This window comes from Pantoea sp. AS-PWVM4 (assembly GCF_000468095.1).
GTDB classification, from domain to species: Bacteria; Pseudomonadota; Gammaproteobacteria; order Enterobacterales; family Enterobacteriaceae; genus Pantoea; species Pantoea phytobeneficialis.
This window is the reverse complement of the sequence record NZ_ASZC01000031.1, coordinates 1-20,363: the sequence shown is the minus strand read 5'-3', so window position 1 is coordinate 20,363 and position 20,363 is coordinate 1. Positions and strand designations below refer to the sequence as shown.

18 protein-coding genes and 3 tRNA genes are annotated in these 20,363 nt (G+C 54.5%); 13 read left to right on the top strand and 8 right to left on the bottom strand.

All coding sequences use genetic code 11. The features are described from left to right. The first annotated feature begins 114 nt into the window (after positions 1-114). The gene (gene ypdK / locus L579_RS23895) at positions 115-186 is read left to right on the top strand and encodes a membrane protein YpdK (protein WP_150105822.1); all 72 of its coding nucleotides are present in this window, start codon (positions 115-117) and stop codon (positions 184-186) included. 46 nt (positions 187-232) lie between these two features. Here ypdK and alaC read toward each other — a convergent pair whose 3' ends face one another. Next, on the bottom strand, positions 233-1,465 hold the full coding sequence (alaC, locus tag L579_RS21970) for an alanine transaminase (protein ID WP_021186339.1): 1,233 nt from the start codon (positions 1,463-1,465) through the stop codon (positions 233-235). A gap of 118 nt (positions 1,466-1,583) precedes the next feature. Beyond that, positions 1,584-2,108 (bottom strand): GNAT family N-acetyltransferase, encoded by a 525-nt coding sequence (locus tag L579_RS21965; protein ID WP_021186338.1) that lies wholly within the window; start codon positions 2,106-2,108, stop codon positions 1,584-1,586. A 252-nt stretch (positions 2,109-2,360) separates the two neighbouring features. On the opposite strand from L579_RS21965, the gene L579_RS21960 reads away from it, so the two are divergent. Next, entirely contained in the window at positions 2,361-4,052 is a 1,692-nt protein-coding gene (locus tag L579_RS21960; protein ID WP_021186337.1) for a sensor histidine kinase, read from the top strand. Further along, complete coding sequence (locus tag L579_RS21955; RefSeq protein WP_021186336.1) at positions 4,049-4,777, top strand: LytR/AlgR family response regulator transcription factor; 729 nt, start codon at positions 4,049-4,051, stop codon at positions 4,775-4,777. The genes L579_RS21960 and L579_RS21955 overlap by 4 nt, the downstream gene beginning before the upstream one ends. A gap of 36 nt (positions 4,778-4,813) precedes the next feature. On the opposite strand, the gene glk is transcribed toward L579_RS21955, so the two are convergent. Together glk and L579_RS21945 are read right to left on the bottom strand one after the other, a co-directional pair. Further along, a complete protein-coding gene (gene glk / locus L579_RS21950) occupies positions 4,814-5,779 on the bottom strand; it encodes a glucokinase (RefSeq protein ID WP_021186335.1) in 966 nt (321 codons plus the stop codon). A gap of 161 nt (positions 5,780-5,940) precedes the next feature. Next, positions 5,941-7,587, bottom strand: a complete 1,647-nt coding sequence (locus L579_RS21945) for a thiamine pyrophosphate-binding protein (RefSeq protein ID WP_021186334.1) — start codon at positions 7,585-7,587, stop codon at positions 5,941-5,943. Between the two features lie 215 nt (positions 7,588-7,802). Between L579_RS21945 and mgrA the strand changes: the two genes are divergently transcribed. Both mgrA and L579_RS21935 read left to right on the top strand, forming a co-directional pair. Next, on the top strand, positions 7,803-8,792 hold the full coding sequence (mgrA, locus tag L579_RS21940; protein ID WP_021186333.1) for an L-glyceraldehyde 3-phosphate reductase: 990 nt from the start codon (positions 7,803-7,805) through the stop codon (positions 8,790-8,792). A gap of 159 nt (positions 8,793-8,951) precedes the next feature. Continuing rightward, entirely contained in the window at positions 8,952-9,305 is a 354-nt protein-coding gene (locus L579_RS21935) for a DUF2502 domain-containing protein (RefSeq protein WP_021186332.1), read from the top strand. Positions 9,306-9,374: 69 nt separating this feature from the next. Here L579_RS21935 and L579_RS21930 read toward each other — a convergent pair whose 3' ends face one another. After that, a complete protein-coding gene (locus L579_RS21930) occupies positions 9,375-10,655 on the bottom strand; it encodes an Nramp family divalent metal transporter (RefSeq protein ID WP_255341981.1) in 1,281 nt (426 codons plus the stop codon). Between the two features lie 333 nt (positions 10,656-10,988). Here L579_RS21930 and L579_RS21925 point away from each other — a divergent pair, with 333 nt between their 5' ends. From L579_RS21925 to L579_RS21905, 5 genes are all read left to right on the top strand, one after another. Further along, the gene (locus L579_RS21925) at positions 10,989-12,179 is read left to right on the top strand and encodes a NupC/NupG family nucleoside CNT transporter (protein WP_021186330.1); all 1,191 of its coding nucleotides are present in this window, start codon (positions 10,989-10,991) and stop codon (positions 12,177-12,179) included. 192 nt (positions 12,180-12,371) lie between these two features. Continuing rightward, positions 12,372-13,460, top strand: a complete 1,089-nt coding sequence (locus L579_RS21920; protein WP_021186329.1) for an LLM class flavin-dependent oxidoreductase — start codon at positions 12,372-12,374, stop codon at positions 13,458-13,460. Then, positions 13,460-14,440, top strand: a complete 981-nt coding sequence (locus L579_RS21915; protein ID WP_021186328.1) for an ABC transporter substrate-binding protein — start codon at positions 13,460-13,462, stop codon at positions 14,438-14,440. Before L579_RS21920 ends, L579_RS21915 begins: the two co-directional genes overlap by 1 nt. Next, positions 14,437-15,027: a cysteine dioxygenase family protein gene (locus L579_RS21910; RefSeq protein WP_036628032.1), complete on the top strand. Its 591-nt coding sequence runs from the start codon at positions 14,437-14,439 to the stop codon at positions 15,025-15,027. Before L579_RS21915 ends, L579_RS21910 begins: the two co-directional genes overlap by 4 nt. Beyond that, positions 15,020-16,636, top strand: coding sequence for a rhodanese homology domain-containing protein (locus tag L579_RS21905; RefSeq protein ID WP_036628028.1), 1,617 nt, complete (start codon positions 15,020-15,022; stop codon positions 16,634-16,636). Before L579_RS21910 ends, L579_RS21905 begins: the two co-directional genes overlap by 8 nt. 134 nt (positions 16,637-16,770) lie before the next feature. On the opposite strand, the gene L579_RS21900 is transcribed toward L579_RS21905, so the two are convergent. Continuing rightward, positions 16,771-16,846: transfer RNA gene (locus L579_RS21900), tRNA-Ala, on the bottom strand. 45 nt (positions 16,847-16,891) lie between these two features. Then, positions 16,892-16,967: transfer RNA gene (locus L579_RS21895), tRNA-Ala, on the bottom strand. A gap of 325 nt (positions 16,968-17,292) precedes the next feature. Here L579_RS21895 and L579_RS21885 point away from each other — a divergent pair. Together L579_RS21885 and L579_RS21880 are read left to right on the top strand one after the other, a co-directional pair. After that, a complete protein-coding gene (locus L579_RS21885) occupies positions 17,293-18,081 on the top strand; it encodes a formate/nitrite transporter family protein (RefSeq protein WP_021186327.1) in 789 nt (262 codons plus the stop codon). Positions 18,082-18,192: 111 nt separating this feature from the next. Further along, positions 18,193-18,546 (top strand): YfeC-like transcriptional regulator, encoded by a 354-nt coding sequence (locus L579_RS21880; protein ID WP_021186326.1) that lies wholly within the window; start codon positions 18,193-18,195, stop codon positions 18,544-18,546. 44 nt (positions 18,547-18,590) lie between these two features. Here L579_RS21880 and gltX read toward each other — a convergent pair whose 3' ends face one another. Then, positions 18,591-20,012 (bottom strand): glutamate--tRNA ligase, encoded by a 1,422-nt coding sequence (gene gltX, locus L579_RS21875; protein WP_021186325.1) that lies wholly within the window; start codon positions 20,010-20,012, stop codon positions 18,591-18,593. Between the two features lie 273 nt (positions 20,013-20,285). Between gltX and L579_RS21870 the strand changes: the two genes are divergently transcribed. After that, a tRNA-Val gene (locus L579_RS21870) sits at positions 20,286-20,361 on the top strand. Positions 20,362-20,363 lie beyond the last annotated feature (2 nt).

Below are 20,363 nucleotides of genomic sequence, written 5' to 3'. Positions count from 1 at the left end.
TGAACGACCTGAGATGAAAGCGTGTAGCGGTGATGAACTCCACCTTTCTCTTATTCTGTCGCGTTACGCTGGTCTGGGATCACCATCGTCGTAAACGCTCAGAGGAGTTGTAGTGTGAAATACGCTTTGATGGGAATCTCTTTTTTCCTGTTAATCTGGGTCGGCACCTTCATGCTGATGCTCTAGTATCACCAGGAAGGGGCGACGGGATTGTCGCCCCTGAAACGGAAGGTTATTCTTCTTCTGTGGTTTTCACGGTTCCGGGCAAAATCCCGTCGGCACGGAACATCGCTTTAATTCCCCGCACCGCCTGACGAATACGATCGCTGTTCTCAATCAGCGCAAAACGCACATGGGTGTCACCGTAGTCACCAAAGCCGATACCTGGCGACACGCACACTTTGGCCTCCTGCAATAGACGTTTGGCAAACTCCAGCGAACCAAGATGCGCGTAATGGTCAGGAATTTTCGCCCAGACGTACATCGAGGCTTTCGGCATCTCGACCATCCATCCCGCTTCGTGCAGCCCTTTCACCAGCACATCACGACGACGTTTGTACTGCTCGGCGATATCGCGTACACATTGCTGATCCCCTTCCAGTGCAGCGATTGCTGCCACCTGCAACGGCGTAAAGGTGCCGTAATCGTGGTAACTCTTGATACGCGCCAGCGCCGAAACCAACTCTTTATTGCCGACCATAAAACCGATACGCCAGCCCGCCATGTTGTAGCTTTTCGACAGGGTGAAAAACTCAACCGCGACATCGCGTGCACCCGGCACCTGCATGATCGACGGCGCTTTCCAGCCATCGTAGACAATGTCGGCATAGGCCAGGTCGTGGATCACCAACACGTTGTACTGCTTCGCCAGCGCAATCACGCGTTCGAAGAAATCCAGTTCCACGCATTGCGCAGTCGGGTTGGACGGGAAACCGAGGATCATCATCTTCGGTTTCGGGTAGCTTTCACGAATGGCGCGTTCCAGCTCGTTAAAGAAATCGACGCCCGCCACCAGCGGCACAGAACGGACCTGCGCCCCGGCAATCACCGCGCCGTAAATATGAATAGGGTAGCTGGGGTTCGGCACCAACACGGTGTCGCCGTGGTCGAGGGTTGCCAGCATCAAATGCGCCAGTCCCTCTTTCGAACCGATGGTGACAATGGCTTCAGATTCAGGATCGATATCCACCTGATAACGGTCAGCGTACCAGCGTGAAATCGCGCGACGCAGGCGCGGGATCCCTTTCGAGGTGGAGTAGCCGTGAGTGTCCTCGCGTTGGGCCACCTGGCACAGTTTTTCTACGATATGCGGCGGCGTCGCGCCATCCGGGTTCCCCATCGAAAAATCGATGATGTCTTCGCCGCGCCGACGCGCAGCCATCTTCAATTCAGCGGTGATGTTAAAAACGTAAGGGGGAAGGCGGTCAATACGAGAAAAACGACGGGGTGTGCTGTTATCAGCCATGATGTCCTCTGGAGTACGTTAGCGCCCGGACCGTCCGAGCGACGTGGGTCACTGCTGTGACCGAACCAAGAACATAACGCGGTGATAACAGGATTGTCGAGAGCCGAAGATAATATTTTTATTTTTGCTGATTCAGACGACCCAGCACCCAATCGTTCACCCATTGGCCGTTTAACAGATAATTATCCCGTAGCGTCCCCTCCAGCACAAAATCATTCTTCTCCAGAATGCGTCTTGATGGCCAATTCCCCTCCACCACCAGTGCTTTCAGCTTATGAAATTCGGCTTGCAGCAAAAACGTACAAAGCGCACCCAGCGCCTCGCTGCCATACCCCTGTCCGGTAAAACGATGCAGCATCATGTAGCCGACCTCGGCCTGGCGATAGGGTTCCCACTCCGGGTTGCAACCAAACAGGCCTATCGCTTCGCCGGTTTCACGCAAACGGGCCACCATGCACAACATGTGAAAACTGCTGACCTGCCAGGGAGCAAGGCGTTCCGTAAACCGCTGACGGATATCCTCTTCATCGGGGATTTCACTTACCCAGGTCATGGTCGCGGCATCTTCATGTACCGCTTTGAAAATCTGCCAGTCTTCCGGCTGGAGGCGGTTGAGGGTCAAACGGGCTGTGACTAATTGCATGGCTGCGCTCCGAAAAAGGCTTAGGCCAACATAACAAACCGCACCGGTGACAACCAGTCTCAGCGCGGGGAAAAGCTAATCCTCTTTTTACTACTCAACTTTTCCTCTTTTTGCGTTTTACACGATAAAAATTGATCCTGGCCATAAGAAGTGTCTGAGGCCGGTCAGGGCGCTGGCGGATCGCGATCACATTTTTTATCATAGCCCTACCCTCTGGTTACTGACGAGATGCCTGTGCCTTCTCACTTTGACATGCTGCTGGCGGTATTTGACCGCGCCGCGCTGATGCTGATTTGCCTGTTCTTTCTCACCCGGACGCGCGCATTTCGCCAGTTACTACAGAAAGATGAACACTCGCGTCAGGAAAAAGTGGTGGTGACAGCGATTTTTTCGCTGTTTGCCCTGTTCAGCACCTGGTCAGGTATTGATGTCGATGGTTCACTGCTTAACGTGCGCGTGATTGCCGTAATGTCAGGTGGCATTTTGTTTGGCCCGTGGGTCGGCATCGCCACCGGGGTGATTGCCGGACTGCATCGTTTTCTGATTGATATTCATGGCATTACCTCGATTCCCTGCCTGATTACCAGCATCATTGCCGGTATCGCCTCCGGGGCGATTAATCGTCGGGTGAGCAAGGAACAGCGTTGGCGCGCCGGTATTCTCGGCGGCATGTTATGTGAAACCCTCACCATGCTGCTGATTGTGCTGTGGGCCAGACCGATGTCACTCGGCCTGGATATTGTTTCCGAGATTGCGCTGCCGATGATCCTCGGCGCTTCCAGCATCGGTTTGATTGTGTTGCTGGTACAGAGTGTCGAAGGTGAAAAAGAGGCGATTGCCGCGCGACAGGCCAAGCTGGCGCTGGAAATTGCCAACAAGACGCTGCCGTTGTTCCGCCAGATTAACAGCCACTCGTTGCATCAGGTGTGCGACATCATTCGTTGTGAAATCAATGCTGACGCCGTGGCGATCACCAATACCAAACAGATTCTCGCCTACGTCGGCTACGGCGCGCAAAACTATCAGAATGGCGACGACGGCCTCAGCCCGACCACCGCGCAGGCGATCACCAGCGGTAAAATCATCATCAAGAATAATGACGAAGCGCACCGTACCAAGGATATTCACTCAATGCTGGTTATTCCCCTTTGGGAAAAAGGGGAAGTCACCGGCACGCTAAAAATCTATTATCGCCGCGCTCACCGTATCACCGGATCGCTAAAAGAGATGGCCGTGGGGCTGTCGCAAATCATCTCAACCCAGTTGGAAGTGTCCCGTGCCGAGCAACTGCGTGAGATGGCAAACAAAGCTGAACTGCGTGCCTTACAAAGCAAGATCAATCCACATTTCCTGTTTAACGCCCTGAACGCCATTTCAGCATCGATTCGAATGAACCCGGATACCGCACGCCAGTTGGTAATTAATCTGTCGCGCTATTTGCGTTACAACCTGGAACTGAATGACGACGAGCCAATCGATATCAAAAAAGAGCTGTGGCAGGTGAAGGATTACATTGCCATCGAACAGGCACGCTTTGGTGACAAGCTATCGATGATCTATGACATCGACGAAGACCTGCATTTTACCTTGCCCAGTCTGCTGATTCAGCCGCTGGTCGAGAATGCCATCGTGCACGGCATCCAGCCCTGTCGCGGCAAAGGCGTGGTGACTCTCAGCGTCAAAGATCTCGGTGATCGGGTGCGGGTGGCGGTACGTGATACCGGAGCCGGAATCAGTGAAGAGGTAATGGCACGCGTGGCGCGGGATGAGATGCCCGGTAATAAAATCGGCCTGTTGAATGTACATCATCGGGTGAAGTTGCTCTCCGGCCAGGGATTGACCATAGAGCGCCATCAACCTGGCACCGAAATCTCCTTTACCCTCAGCAAACATGGCCATCGACTACCAGCAACACAGGCCAGCGTGACGGAGACTTCAGCGTGAAAGCCATTATTGTCGAAGACGAGTTTCTGGCACAGCAGGAACTGAGCTGGATGATTCAGCATCACAGCCAGATCACCATCGAAGCCTGTTTTGATGACGGACTGGAAGTCCTGAAGTATCTGCAAAACCATCGGGTCGATGTCATTTTCCTCGACATCAATATCCCCTCGCTGGATGGCATGTTGTTGGCGCAAAACATCAATCAATTCGCCCATAAGCCGTTAATTGTGTTTATTACCGCGTGGAAAGAGCATGCGGTAGAAGCCTTCGAGCTGGAGGCTTTTGACTACATTCTGAAGCCGTATCACGAATCACGCATCATCACCATGCTTAACAAGCTGGAGGCGAGCTGGCAACAGCAGCAGTCCCCCGCCAGCAGCCCGCAGGCTATTGCCCCGCAGACGGTAAATCTGGTGAAGGATGAGCGCATCATCGTCACCGATATTAACGATATTTATTATGTTGAAGCCCACGAGAAACTGACGTTCGTGTATACGCGACGCGAAGCGTATGTGATGTCGATGACCATCAGCGAGTTTTGTAGCCGCTTACCCGAGACGGCTTTCTTTCGCTGCCACCGTTCATACTGCGTCAACCTGAGTAAAATCCGCGAGATAGAACCCTGGTTTAACAATACTTATCTGGTGAAATTACGCGATTTGGATGCGCAGGTGCCGGTGAGTCGTAGCAAGGTGAAAGCGTTTCGGCAACTGATGCGCTTATAAGGCGAGCAGCGCTGGAGGCCACTCGCCTGCGGGAAATTACAGCACGCGACCCAGTGTCTGACGCAGATGCGCGCCTGCACCAAGCAAGCCCGGCTGATCGTGCGTAATCATAAACACGGGGATATCAACTAGATAGTCGCGGAAGCGGCCCTTGTCTTCAAACGCGGCGCGGAAGCCGGAGGCTTTAAAGAAGTCGAGGAAACGCGGCACAATACCACCGGCGATATACACGCCGCCAAAGGTGCCGAGATTCAGCGCGAGGTTGCCGCCAAAACGTCCCATGATGACGCAGAACAACGACAATGCGCGGCGGCAATCGATGCAGCTGTCTTTCAGCGCGCGTTCGGTCACGTCTTTAGGTTTCAGGTTTTCCGGCTCGCGCTGATCCGATTTGACGATAGCGCGATAGAGATTAACCAGTCCGGAACCGGAGAGTACACGTTCCGCTGAAACATGGCCCAGTTCCGCGCGCAGCACTTCCAGAATCTCGCCCTCTTCTTCGCTGTTCGGCGCGAAATCAACATGGCCGCCCTCGCCCGGCAGACTGACCCAGCGCTTATCGACATGCACCAGATGGCTGACGCCGAGGCCAGTGCCCGCGCCGTAAATAGCGATCGGCTTATCTTTCACCGGGGCTTTGCCGCCAAACTGAATCACATCACTTTCCGCCAGCATCGGCACCGCCATTGAGATGGCGGTGAAATCATTGATGATCTCAAGATGAGCAAAACCCAGGCTCTCTTTCATCTGCTTCGTGGAGAAAGCCCAGTCATGGTTGGTCATTTCGACCCAATCGCCGGTGATCGGGCAGGCAATGGCGATGCAGCCATCTTTAATATCCTGCTTCTGCTCATCCAGATAGTGACGAATCACCGCTTCGAGATTGTCATAGTCTGCCGTTGAGAATGTTTTGGCCTGGGAGATGGCACCGGTTTCCACCTCACACAGGGCGAGACGGGCATTGGTGCCGCCCACATCGCCGACCAGGGCGTATTTTGTCATTCTTCTGCTGCTCCGCTTGGGTCATAAATAATTGCAGGACACTATAAAAGCCTGCCAATAAAACAACAACGCCCATCAGTGCGTCAGATGGGCGTAATCACTCAGGTGCGACCACATCCTGCCATGCAGTGGCTGGACTGCACAGAGGCAACTGTCCGAATTCAGCCGCCGTTGCGCTGATGCAGCGAGGCAGTCACTTTACGCAGCAATGGTGGGATATCTTCTTTATCCAGCACCACTTCCACCAGCGACAAACGCTGATTATTCGCCAGCCGTGCCATCACCGCCTCCAGTTGCACCGTTTCGCTGACGCGCCAGCTTTGCGCTTCTCCCGTCAGACTGAGCGCCTGCGGCAGCGCAGTCCAGTTCCACTGCGCAATGTCGTTGTAACGCTGATGCGCGCCATGAATCGCGCGTTCGACGGTATAACCTTCATTATTGAGAAGAAAAATAATCGGCTGCTGACCATCGCGCTGCATGGATCCCAGCTCCTGGATGGTTAACTGCGCCGAACCGTCGCCGATGATGAGAATTACCCGCCGTTGCGGCTGCGCGGTTTGCGCACCAAAGGCGGCGGGTAAAGTATAGCCAATCGAACCCCAGAGCGGCTGAACCAGCAATTGCGCATCCTCGGGGAGGCGTAAAGCGGCGGCACCAAAGGCGGCAGTGCCTTGATCGGCAAGGATAATATCACCTGGCAGCAGGAAACGCTGCATTGCCTGCCAGAAGGCATGCTGACTGATGAAAGCATCATCATCCGATGTATCTTCCCGTGTCGCCATGCCACCGATAGGCCAACGTTCGCCATAACGTCGAAACAAAGGTTCCAGCACGCCCAGCGCTTCTGCCATGCTTAACGGCGCGAAGGTTTCCCCAGCAACCACAGCATGGAACGGTTGCAGGTCGATAAGTTTTTCTGTGGGGAGCTGCTGGGTAAAACCGGCGGTTAAGGTATCGGTGAAACGAACACCGACGCAGACAGTCACGTCAGTTTCTTCTATGGCCGCCCGCACCGCTGGCGTACTGCCCTCCCCGGCATAGGTGCCGACAAAGCCTGGCTGCTGCTCATCCAGCACGCCTTTGCCCATCAACAGGGTGGCGGCAGGAATGGCACGCAGCTGACGCAGGGCAGCCAGGGGGGATTGCAGTTGCCAGCGCGCGGCAAGGAAATCGGCCAGCAGCGCCACATGTTGAGCCGATGACAGCATAGCTTCCGCCGCTGTCGCAAAGGCATCTACCGCGGAAGGAAGCGACGTGATGGCAGAGGATGGCAGCGGTAAGGTGACCTCGGCCTGAGCAACATCGACCGCCAACAGCAAATAACCAGGGCGGTGTTGATACAGGGCTTCACCCATCACGCGATCGATTTCCTGTACCGCATTCTCTGCGGTCAGCACCGCGCTCGCCGCACTCACCTCCTGCGCCATACGGCTGAAGTGACGGAAATCGCCATCGCCCAGAGAATGATGGACACAATCCCCCTGGCTCTGTACCTGGCTGGCCGGTGCGCCAACGATATGAATCACCGGTACATATTCGGCGTAACTGCCAGCAATACCGTTGATCGCACTTAACTCGCCGACGCCGAAAGTGGTCAGCAAGGCGGCAGCGCCGTTACAACGGCCATAACCATCCGCCGCATAGGCCGCATTCAGCTCGTTAGCGCAGCCGACCCAGGTGATATCGGGATGCGCAATGACGCTATCGAGAAACTGTAAATTGTAATCCCCCGGCACGCCAAACAAGTGCCGGATCCCCGCTTGCTGTAAACGCATCAACAAAAATTCGCCAACTTTGAGGGTTTTCATGCGCAGCGACTCCTTGGTGGGTTATATCTGGAGTATTAGCGATGCGGCTGAATTGGTTAGATTTTCAACATCATTTCTCAGAATGATCTGGCAACAGAACGTTACGATGACGGAAAAATCCGTAAGTTGCGATCGCCGACGCGTTTGCCATTAGTGTAAACGCATACACTGCTATGCTGATGACACTTTCTCCCCCTTTGAGACAGGAACGCTGCATGAGTGTTTTTCCCCATCCCGAACGTTATCAACAGATGCAATATCGCCGCAGTGGTCGTAGTGGCCTGAAACTTCCAGCGATTTCGCTTGGCTTGTGGCACAACTTTGGCGACAGCACCCGGGTTGATAACAGCCGCGAACTGCTGCGCCACGCTTTTGATTGCGGTATCACGCATTTTGACCTGGCAAATAACTACGGACCGCCGCCGGGATCGGCTGAAGAGAATTTTGGGCGCATTCTGCGGGAGGATTTCCGTGGCTATCGTGATGAGTTGTTAATCTCCACCAAAGCCGGTTACACCATGTGGGATGGCCCCTATGGTGACTGGGGTTCGCGCAAGTATCTGATTTCCAGCCTCGATCAAAGCCTGAAACGCATGGGGCTGGAATACGTGGATATCTTTTATCACCATCGCCCGGACCCGGAAACCCCGCTGGAAGAAACCATGCGGGCGCTGGATCAGGTGGTGCGCCAGGGCAAAGCGCTGTATGCCGCCATCTCAAATTACCCGGCAGAGCGCGCCGCTGAAGCGATTGCCATTCTACGCGACCTCGGTACGCCCTGCCTGATTCACCAGCCACGCTACTCGATGTTTGAGCGCGCGCCAGAACAAGGGTTGCTGGATGTATTGGGCGACAATGGCGTCGGCTGCATCGCCTTCTCGCCACTGGCTGGCGGCGTTCTGACTGACCGTTATCTGCAAGGTATTCCCGAGGATTCAAGGGTGGCCAGCGGCAGCAAATTCCTGCGTGAAGACCAACTGACACAGGAAAAAATGGCCAAGGTCCGAGCATTGCAAAACATTGCACAGCAGCGTGACCAGAAACTGGCGCAGATGGCGCTGAGCTGGGTGCTGCGTGATACCCGCGTCACCTCAGTATTGATTGGTGCCAGTAAAACTGCGCAAATTGATGATGCCGTTGCCATGCTGAGCCAGCCTGCGCTGAGCGAAGCAGAGTTAGAGGCCATCAACGCGATTCTGGTGTAACCGCTTTCCCGCCCGGCCAACGCCGGGCTTCCCTTCCGGCAGAAAACTCTTATTTCAGATTATCCTCAATGCATTCAGACTACGTCTTAAGGACTTTTTGGTCCGATCTGGCAGACTAGCGCAACGGTAGCAATCGATAAGCTGCCGGAAAGGAGAATTATGAAACGTGGAATTTTGTTTGCCGCTTTGCTGGCAACGCTGTCCCCACTGGCACTACACACAGCCCATGCCAGTAGTGCCACCATTAATCTGGCCCCTGGCATCACCCTGCATTTAGGCGATCGCGATCATCGAGGTTACTACTGGGATGGTGGCCGCTGGCGCGAGCCGCGTTGGTGGAATGATCGCTATCGTTACCACGATCATCGTTGGTGGCGTCATGAGGAGTGGCGTCGACATGAGGCGTGGAAGCGCGAGCAGGAACGTCGCCGTCATGAGCGCTGGCGTTATGAGCATCGTCATGACCATCATGGACATGGTCACGGCCATGACCACGGTCGCGACCGCTACTAATATCTGCTTATTCCTCTGCGCGAAAAATCGCGCCGCTTCAACAAAAAGGTGTGCATCTGCACACCTTTTTTATAACCCCAGCGCCTGCCCGACCAGCAGATAAATATTCAGCGCCACCACTAACCCGACAATCACCCAGCCGACGGTTTGCATCAGACGTGAGTTAACCATCTCAGCCCCCATCAGCTCGCGGTTGCCGGTAAAGAACAACAGCGGCACCAACGCCAGTGCGATGCCGAAGCTCAGCAGCACCTGGCTAAACACCAGAATGCGTGTCGGATCCCAGCCTGCCCAGATCACAATAAAAGAAGGCAGCATGGTAATGGCGCGACGTAGCCACAGCGGAATCTGGAAACGGATAAAGCCCTGCATGACCACCTGCCCGGCCAGGGTTCCCACCACCGTTGAAGATAACCCTGCTGCCACCAGACTCAGACCAAATACCGTCGCCGCAGCATGGCTTAACAACGGTTGCAGCGTCAGGTACGCCTGATCCAGATCGGCAATGCCGGTATGGCCACTGAAATGAAACGCTGCCGCTGCGGTTGCCATCATTGCCAGGTTAACAAACCCGGCAATAGTCATGGCAATCGCCACATCCAGTTTGGTGGAGGAGTAACGCTGTCCTTTGGTGCCCTGATTACCGTATTGCGTCAGCGCCGAATGCAGATAAATCACATGCGGCATAATGGTGGCACCGAGTACGCCGGCAGCAAGGAATACCGCATCCGCCGTCGGCAAGGATGGCAGCGCCATGCCGGTAATCAGCTCGCTGACCTTGGGCTGGGAGAAGAACAACTCAACAATATATGCCGCGGCCACAAACAGCAGCAACCCGCCAATAACCAATTCGAGGGGCTTTTGTCCACGATTTTGCAGCATTAGAATCAGGAAGGTCGCGATACCGGTCAGCACCGCCCCCTGGAAAAGCGAGATGCCAAGCAACAACTTAAAGCCCAGCGCGGCACCGATAAATTCGGCCAGGTCGGTCGCCATCGCGATGATTTCGGCTTGTACCCAGTAAAACCATACCGCCGGACGTGGGAAGCGATCGCGAATATGTTCCGCGAGATTTTTGCCGGTAGCGATACCCAGCTTGGCTGACATGAGCTGAATCAGCATTGCCATGATATTCGCCCAGACCACCACCCACAGCAGTTTGTAGCCGTACGCAGCCCCCGCCTGAATATTGGTGGCGAAATTGCCGGGATCGATATAACCAATAGCCGCGATGAAGGCTGGTCCCAGCAAGGCAAGTTTGATCTTTCTGGCTCCGCGAGCAGCGCGCTCAGCGGTGCGGCTTTCTGACATAGTTTTTGACCCTGTCTTAACGCTTGTTGACCCGAACAGGTTACGGGGCAGGCGCGGCAAGTGAAATATGGTTATAGTTATCGCTTTAATAGATAGTGCTATAAAGTATAGCCTTTGCTATACATTGCGGTAAAGTCAGGTTTTGCCAAAATGTGTGCAACAGGAATCAATCTACCCTCGGCTCATTTTATAGACAATGACTTTGTGGTTATTTTTGTTGTAAGAAGTGTGTGAAGAAGTTGTGATGGTTGAGACTAATCTTAAAAATATGTCGATAGTTAATACTTATAATGTGGTTTAGATCTCGTTTTTAAGTAACGCGTTACATAGAATACGCAGCAAAATACAACCCTCCTCAAATTTGGAGCCGACATGTCCCATATTTTGCACTTTCTTTTGGCATTGGTGGTGGTAGCCGTGCTGGCCTTATTGGTCAGTCACGATCGTAAAAGCATCCGTATTCGCTATATCGTTCAGCTTCTGGTGATTGAAGTTCTGTTGGCCTGGTTCTTCCTGAACTCTGAAGCGGGTCTTGGCTTCGTCAAAGGGTTTGCAGGCCTGTTTGACCATCTGCTCAAGTACGCAGCAGAAGGGACTAACTTCGTGTTCGGCAATATGAATGAAAAAGGCCTCGCCTTCTTCTTCCTCAATGTGCTGTGCCCGATTGTGTTTATCTCCGCCCTGATCGGTATTTTGCAACATTTCCGCATCCTGCCGTGGGTGATTCGTGGCATCGGTACCGTGCTGTCAAAAATCAATGGCATGGGCAAACTGGAATCCTTTAACGCCGTCAGCTCTCTGATTCTGGGACAATCAGAAAACTTTATCGCCTATAAGGATATCCTCGGCAAAATGTCACAGCGCCGCATGTACACCATGGCGGCTACCGCGATGTCGACTGTGTCTATGTCGATCGTTGGCGCTTACATGACCATGCTGCAACCCAAATATGTGGTTGCCGCGCTGGTACTGAACATGTTCAGTACCTTTATCGTGCTGTCGCTGATTAACCCGTACCGCGTCGATAGCGAAGAAGATCTGCAATTGCAGGACCTGCACAAAGGTCAGAGCTTCTTCGAAATGCTGGGCGAATACATCCTTGCCGGTTTCCGTGTGGCGATTATCGTTGCGGCGATGTTGATCGGTTTTATCGCCCTGATTTCCGGCCTGAATGCGCTGTTTGATGTGATCTTCGGCATCAGCTTCCAGGGCGTGCTGGGTTATGTCTTCTATCCGTTTGCCTGGGTGATGGGCGTGCCTTCCAACGAAGCGTTGCAGGTTGGCAGCATCATGGCGACCAAACTGGTTTCTAACGAATTCGTGGCGATGATGGATCTGCAAAAAATTGCCGGTCAGCTGTCACCGCATGCGGAAGGTATTCTGTCAGTGTTCCTTGTCTCCTTTGCTAACTTCTCCTCTATCGGGATTGTGGCAGGTGCGATTAAAGGTCTGAACGAAGAACAGGGCAACGTGGTGTCCCGCTTCGGTCTGAAACTGCTGTACGGCTCTACCCTGGTGAGCGTGCTTTCCGCTGCGATTGCCGGTCTGGTGCTGGGCTTCTGATGTTAAGGGCGGGCTTCGGCTCGCCCTTCTCTTCTTTATTATTCCTATCCGTTATATCTCCTTTTTTTACCCCGCTCTCCGCGCCCGACGCTGCTTCACGTCAAAACGCAAAACCTTTGCACAATATTGAATTTCCGTTGCCACCGCCCGCGCCCGTAGCTTTTCTCCATGACTTCACATCAGGAGAACACTATGAGCATTCAGTTTCTTGGCATGATTGGCCACCGCCTCGCCTCCGAAATCATTCCAGCCAGCGGCCCGTTATTTGATAAAGACTACATCGCCCGCTTCGCCCGCGCCCATGAAGACGCCGGGTTTGACCGCATCCTGGTCGGTTACTGGTCCGATCAACCGGACGGTTTTCTCGTCACCGCCCATGCCGCCGCCCATACTTCGACGCTGAAATTCCTGCTGGCCCATCGCCCAGGTTTTGTGGCACCCACCCTTGCCGCGCGCAAACTGGCTTCGCTCGATCACCTCACCGATGGCCGCCTGGCGGTGCATATCATCAGCGGCGGCAGCGACAGTGAACAACGCCGCGATGGTGATTTTCTCAATAAAGCCGAACGCTACGCGCGTACCGATGAGTTTCTGACGGTGCTGAAGCAGAGTCTGGAATCGACGCAACCCTACAATCACCAGGGAAGGTTCTACCAGGCCGAGCAGGCGTTCTCCGCGATTAAGCCGTTGCAGAAAAAGCTGCCGATCTATTTTGGCGGTTCGTCAGCAGAAGCGATTGATGTCGCGGCACGCCATGCCGATGTGTTCGCCTTGTGGGGCGAACCGTTAAAAGGCGCAGAAGAGACGGTGCGCAGCGTTCGTGCTGCCGCCGCAAAACAGGGGCGGGAAATTGATTTCAACATTTCTTTCCGCCCCATCCTCGGTAGCACCGAAAAAGAGGCCTGGGAACGTGCCGAGTACATTCGCGAAACGGCCGGGAAACAGTTGGCGGAAAGCGGTTATACCTTCGGCTTGCCAAAACCACAGAGCGTCGGTGCACAACGTTTGTTAGCTGCCGCCAACGAGAGCGAACGCCACGATAAAGTGCTGTGGACCGGCGTCGCCAAACTGGTGCAGGGTGGCTACAACTCCACCGCATTGGTTGGCACGCCCGAGCAGGTGTCTGACGCGCTGCTGGATTACTACCGCCTCGGCATCCATAACGTGCTGATTCGTGGTTTCGATCCTCTCAACGATGCGGTGGAATATGGCCGCGAATTGCTGCCACTGACGCGCGAAAAAGTCGCGGCTGTCGATCGCCATGAAAAAAGGAGTGCCTGATGCGGCTGGCTGCTTTATTTGCCGGTCTGACACTGGCGCTATCGCTTAACCCGTTGTTTGCCGCAGAGAAAGTCACTTTGCGCCTCGGTGATGTAAAGGGTGACCGCTTTGCAGCGCTGAAAGCGTCTGGCGAGCTAAACAACCTGCCTTATGACCTTAAGCTCACGGCGTTTGACTCCGGTGCGCCGGTGCAGGAAGCGCTGAACGCCGGGGCGCTGGATGTCGGTTTCACCGGCGATCTGCCGTTCCTGTTTGTCTATGCTGCGGGGGCTCCGGTGAAAGCGGTAGGCGCGTGGCAGAACAATCCGGATAGTATCGCCCTGCTCACTCGACCCAATGCCGGGGTGCACAGCTTGCAGGATTTGAAAGGCAAGCAAATTGCGGTGAATCGCGGCGGCTGGGGTCATTATCTGATTCTCGGCTTGCTGGAACGCGCGGGCCTTAAGCCCAGCGACGTTACGCTGCGCTTCCTCGGTCCGGTGGATGGACGTGCCGCGTTAACCTCGGGTGCCGTGGCCGCTTGGGCACCGTGGGAACCTTATATCGCAACCTCTACCGCTGTCGATGGTACGGTACGCGTGCCACAAGGCGGTGGCAAGGGCATTATGTCGGGATATTCCTATGCGCTGGCGCGTGATGAAGCCCTGAGTAACCCGGAAAAACGCAAAGCCATCGCCGATTTGCTGGTGCGCTTAGCCAAAGCGCAGGTTTGGGCGCAGCAGCATCCCTCTGAGTTCGCCCAGGTTCTGGGGAAAACCCTCAATATGCCAACCAGCATTACCGCCAGTTGGATCGCTGATGCGCGCATCCGTCCGTTGGTATTCGATGCCAGCCTGATTGGTACGCTGCAAAAATCGGCGGATTTCTTCCACCGTTACCAGGTGTTGCCAAAGCAGGTTGATGTCAGCAAAGCCTTTGATTTCAGCCTCGCCGCCGGGGCCAATCAGGTGGCAAAAAGCGTTCAGGGGGATAAATCATGAGTGAACTTCAGCACCACCGGTTACGCACCTTTGTCGGCAATCTGGCGCAACTGCTCGATAGCCATCCTGATGAGCAATCCCTGTTACAACGCGGCAGTGCCTTGCTGGGCGAGTTGATCCGCCATGACGACTGGCTGGATGAAGCCTTTACCCAACCGCATCCCCAACATTATCAGCAATATTTGTTGTACGCCGATGCACAGCAGCGCTTCTCGGTGGTGAGCTTTGTCTGGGGACCGGGGCAGCAGACGCCGATACACGACCATCGCGTCTGGGGCTTAATTGGCATGCTGCGTGGCGCCGAGGTATCCCAGTCATGGCAACCCGGCCTCAGCGGTTTACAACCGGAAGGCCCGCCGGTACGCCTTGAGCCAGGCAGCGTTGAGGCGGTATCCCCCACGGTGGGCGATATCCATCGTGTCAGCAACGCCTTTGATGACCGCGTCTCCATCAGCATCCACGTCTATGGCGCCAATATCGGCGCGGTTAAGCGCGCGGTGTATCGCGAAGACGGCAGCGAAAAAGAGTTTATCTCCGGTTACAGCAACCGTTATTTACCAAACATTTGGGATCTTTCACATGACTAAACCGGTTTTTCCGTTACGCCAGGCGGCCGACATTCTGACCGCGCTGCGCCAGCAGCAGGAAGTGGCACTGGTCGATGTGCGCGATGAAGCGCTGTATGCCACAGGCCACCCGTTGTTTGCGGTGAATATCCCGCTATCCAAACTTGAACTGGAGTGGCTGGATCGCATCCCACAGCGTGCTACCGCCATCACCTTATACGACAATGGCGAGGGCCTGGCGCAAACGGCAGCGGAACGCATTGCCGCATTGGGCTACCACAATGTCGCGCTGCTGGCGGATGATCTGCCAGGCTGGCAGGCCGCCGGAGGGGAGCTGTTTATTGACGTGAACTCCCCCAGCAAAGCTTTCGGTGAACTGGTGGAACACCATAACCAGACACCGTCGCTCTCCGCCGATGAGGTACATACCCTGCTGAACGGCGACCACGATGTGGTAGTGCTGGACGCACGCCGCTTTGATGAATATCAGACCATGAGCATCCCACACGCTACCAGCGTGCCGGGCGGTGAGTTGGTGTTGCGGGTGCGCGACCTCGCTCCGTCGCCGGAAACCACGGTGATCGTTAACTGCGCTGGCCGCACGCGCAGCATCATTGGCACGCAGTCACTGGTGAATGTCGGAATCCGTAATCCGGTGTTTGCGCTACGGAACGGTACTATCGGCTGGACACTGGCGGGCCATCCGCTGGATAAGGGACAGGACCGCCGTTATGGTGCAACCAGCGAGATCGCACAGCGCCAGGCGGCGGTAAAAGCGCGTGAACTGGCAGATCGCGCGGGTGTGGAACGCATCACGCTCGAGACACTGCATCGCTTACAGCAGGAGCCGCGCACCACTTATCTGTTTGATGTGCGCGATGCACAGGAATATGCCGCCGGACATATCCCCGCCAGTCGCCATGTTCCGGGTGGTCAACTGGTGCAGGAAACCGATCACTACGCCAGCGTGCGTGGCGCGCGCATTGTGTTGATTGACGACGACGGCGTGCGTGCCAATATGGCGGCCTCCTGGCTGGCGCAACTGGGTTGGCAGGTGGCGGTGCTGGAGGGTTTGCAACTCAGTGATTTCAGTGCGACGGGCAACTGGCAGGCACAGGTTCCACCTGTCGCACGGCCAGAATTTGTCTCACCACAGCAGCTTGCCAGTTGGCTGGCGGAAGGACAAACCCAGGTGTTGGATTTCACCACGCGCGCCAATCACCTCAACAGCCATATTCCCGGTGCTGCCTGGCTGCTGCGCTCCACCTTGCAACAACAGGGCAACGCCTTGTTGCCTGAAGCGCGACGTTATGTGCTGACCTGCGGCAGCAGTTTGCTGGCGGGCTATGCGGTTGAACAGATTGCTGAGCTGAGCGGCAAACCGGTATATGTGCTGGAAGGCGGTAACGCCGCCTGGCGCGCGGCTGGCCTGCCAACCGAACAGGGAGAACAGCGGTTGCTGTCACCAGCGATTGACCGCTATCGCCGTCCCTATGAGGGCACCGATACTGAGCCGGCGGTGATGCAGGCCTATCTCGACTGGGAATATGGTCTGGTGGCGCAGTTGGATCGCGATGGAACGCATGGATTCAGGGTACTCAAGCCAGTGTCACAGGCCGTGACCGCCTGATTGGTAGTGGCGCGATTTATCGCGCTGTTTTTTCTGCAACAAATCAAAAACCGCGCGATAAATCGCGCCGCTACGGGGTGCTTGTACCCAATAGTATGATTTTTTTTAAAATTTGTTCGGAACGAACAGAGAAATGGTGGAGATAAGCGGGATCGAACCGCTGACCTCTTGCATGCCATGCAAGCGCTCTCCCAGCTGAGCTATACCCCCACATCTGGAATCGTTTTTTCAGTGCCAAACTTTTGGGAAGAAGTTTGGTGGAGCTAAGCGGGATCGAACCGCTGACCTCCTGCGTGCAAGGCAGGCGCTCTCCCAGCTGAGCTATAGCCCCGAACCGAAAAAACCGCCGAGTCACCTCGACGGACGGCATAATATGAAACCCCTTCCTGGGTGTCAACGTCAAATTTCCGTTCTGTGTTCAATCGCTGAAAAAGGCGGCAAACCCGTGTCGCTGTGGCTTTTTTTTCAGCATCATCGCCCGTTTTCTGATGCCGCCTGGTTAAACCATCGTTAATTGCTATCGTAAGAACGCTTGTTTTTTGTTAATGGTCGGTGTAAAACTTCGCACGCTAATTAACCGGTCATCGACCAGGGGTTTTGCCTCTTTTGATCGGCCAGCACGTCCCTTCCCTTGTTATTAATAAGAATGCGAATTTATGTCACTGCATACACCAAAAGAGATCGCCCAACTGGCGATTCAGTCTGGCGTGGTTAAAAGCCAGGCGCCGGTATCTACCTTATTGATCCTCGGCTTTATGGCGGGCGCATTTATTGCAACCGGCTTTCTGCTTGATCTGCACGTTATTAACCAACTGCCAGCCGATTGGGGCTCCTTCGGTGGGCTGTTGGGCGCGGCGGTTTTCCCGGTCGGTCTGATTCTGACCGTGCTGGCCGGTGGTGAACTGCTGACCGGCAATATGATGACCATGCCGATTGCCTGGTTCGCACGCCGTATCAGCGGCTTCAGCGTGCTGCGCAACTGGTTCTGGGTCACCATCGCTAACTTCCTCGGCAGTATCGCCGTCGCCTGGTTCTTTGGTCATATGTTGGGTATGACTGAAGGAGACTACCTGAAGAAGACTGTCGCCATCGCTACCGCGAAAGTGAATGCTGATTTCCTGCATGCCTTTATCTCCGGCATTGGCTGTAACTGGCTGGTGTGTCTGGCAGTATGGCTGGCGTTCGCCAGTAAAGACGTAGTAGGCAAGATTTTTGGTATGTGGTTCCCGGTAATGGCCTTCGTGGCGATTGGCTTCCAGCACGTCGTGGCAAATATGTTTATCGTGCCGGCTGCGATTTTCGCCGGACAGCTGAGCTGGGCTGAGTACCTGCCGAATTTTGTCGCCGTGTTCCTCGGTAATGGCGTGGGCGGGGCGATTTTTGTCGGTCTGACTTACTTTATCGCCTTCCGTCCGGCGATGGCGGCAGCGAGCGAAGCACGTTAATCGAATGGTGCCTTTTGCCGGTGGGCAAAAGGCATTTTGCTGCGTGATGACTTTCACCTGAAACGTTTTGTTGTAATATGTAGTTCTAATGTATTTAACAGGGAAAGCGTCGTGAAAAAGGAATGGCTAACACCCGAAGAACTCGCGCTGGAAACCGGATACAGTCGCCAGACTGTTAACAAATGGATTAAACGCGAAAACTGGACAACCACGCCAAAGCCCGGTGTACAGGGCGGTAAGGCGCGTTTGATCCACATTGATGAACGCGTTAAAAGCTTTATTCAATCCACCCGGCACGCGAATGAACCGGTAGCTCATTACGGTGCTCAGCAAAATACGTTACCTGCGTTATTAATAAATTCTATCCAGCAAATGACAGTCGCCGAACAGGAACAATTGGTGGCACTTCTGTTGCGGGAAGGGATCAGAGGCGTATTACAACGGCTGGGAATTCAGGAAAAATAAAAAAGCCGGGAGCAACGCTTCCGGCTTTTTTACTCACGTCAGGTTTAGGCCTGCGCTTCTCGTTCCGCAATAAAGGCCAGCGCTTTTTCAATGCGCGCCACGCTGCGGCTGCGACCAATCGCCTGTACCGTCACATCCAGCGCGGGTGACTGCCCGGCACCGGTTACGGCAACACGCAACGGCATGCCGACTTTCCCCATCCCCAGCTCCAGCTCATCAGCTGTGCTTTGAATGGCGTGATGCACGTTTTCAGCGGTCCAGTCGTTGTCGCTGATGGCGGCCAGTTTGTCACGCACCACTTCCAACGGTTGACGCGCTACCGGGCGCAGGTGTTTCTTCGCTGCATCGGCATCAAACGCGTCAAACTCTTCATAGAAGTAGCGGCAGGAAGCGGCAATCTCCACCAGCGTTTTGCAACGCTCGCCCAGCAACGTAACCAGCTTCGCCAGTTCTGGGCCAGTACGGGTATCGATGTTCTGTTGTTCAATGTGCCATTGCAGATGGGTAGCAACATATTCTGGTGGCAGCGTATTGATGTAGTGATGGTTCAACCACTGCAATTTTTCCGTGTTAAAGGCACTGGCTGATTTGCTGACCGCATCAAGGGTAAACAACTCAGTCATCTCCGCCACACTGAAAATTTCCTGATCGCCATGTGACCAGCCCAGACGCACCAGATAGTTGAGCAGCGCTTCCGGCAGATAGCCGTCATCACGATACTGCATCACCCCTACCGCACCATGACGCTTGGAGAGTTTTTTGCCATCATCACCGAGGATCATCGAGACGTGAGCATAAGTCGGCACTTCAGCCCCAATCGCTTTCAGGATGTTGATCTGACGCGGCGTGTTGTTGATATGGTCTTCACCACGAATCACATGGGTGATCCCCATATCCCAGTCGTCCACCACCACACAGAAGTTGTAGGTCGGTGAACCATCGGTGCGACGAATGATCAGATCATCCAGCTCCTGGTTGCTGAATTCAATCGGTCCACGAATCTGGTCATCGAAAATTACCGAACCCTCTTGTGGGTTGCGGAAACGCACCACGCAAGGTTCATCAGCGGCGTGATGTTCGTGGCTGTCGCGGCAACGACCGTCATAACGCGGTTTTTCGCCTTTCGCCATCTGCTCTTCGCGCAATGCTTCCAAACGTTCTTTCGAGCAGTAGCATTTATAGGCAGTGCCTGCTTCCTGCATTTCGTCAATCACCGCGTTATAGCGATCAAAACGTTTGGTCTGGTAGTACGGGCCTTCGTTCCAGTCCAGGCTCAACCAGTTCATGCCATCCATAATGGCTTCGATGGCTTCCGGCGTGGATCGCTCCAGATCGGTATCTTCGATACGCAGAACAAATTCGCCCTTGTTATGACGAGCATAAAGCCAGGAGTAAAGCGCGGTACGAGCACCGCCCACATGCAGATAACCAGTGGGGCTGGGTGCGAAGCGAGTTTTGATTTTCATTCAGCATTGCCTTAAATGCGCGGAGGTTCGTTGTCTGGATGACAAAAAACAGGTTAACGCGAAAAAACAGTGCGCATATTCTAGCAGCTGACCATGATTCCTCAATCATTGTCGCGGTACGCGTCACAATAGATAGTGGTTTTTCTGCTAATAAAACCAGCATATTGGCTAAAAGCGCCGCGAGATGTTTAATTTTAAAGCGAACGCACATTTATGTTTTAAAAAGCGTTGACTCACTTCGAAGGATCCCTATAATGCGACTCCACACAGCGGGGGTGATTAGCTCAGTTGGTAGAGCATCTCCCTTACAAGGAGGGGGTCGGCGGTTCGAGCCCGTCATCACCCACCACT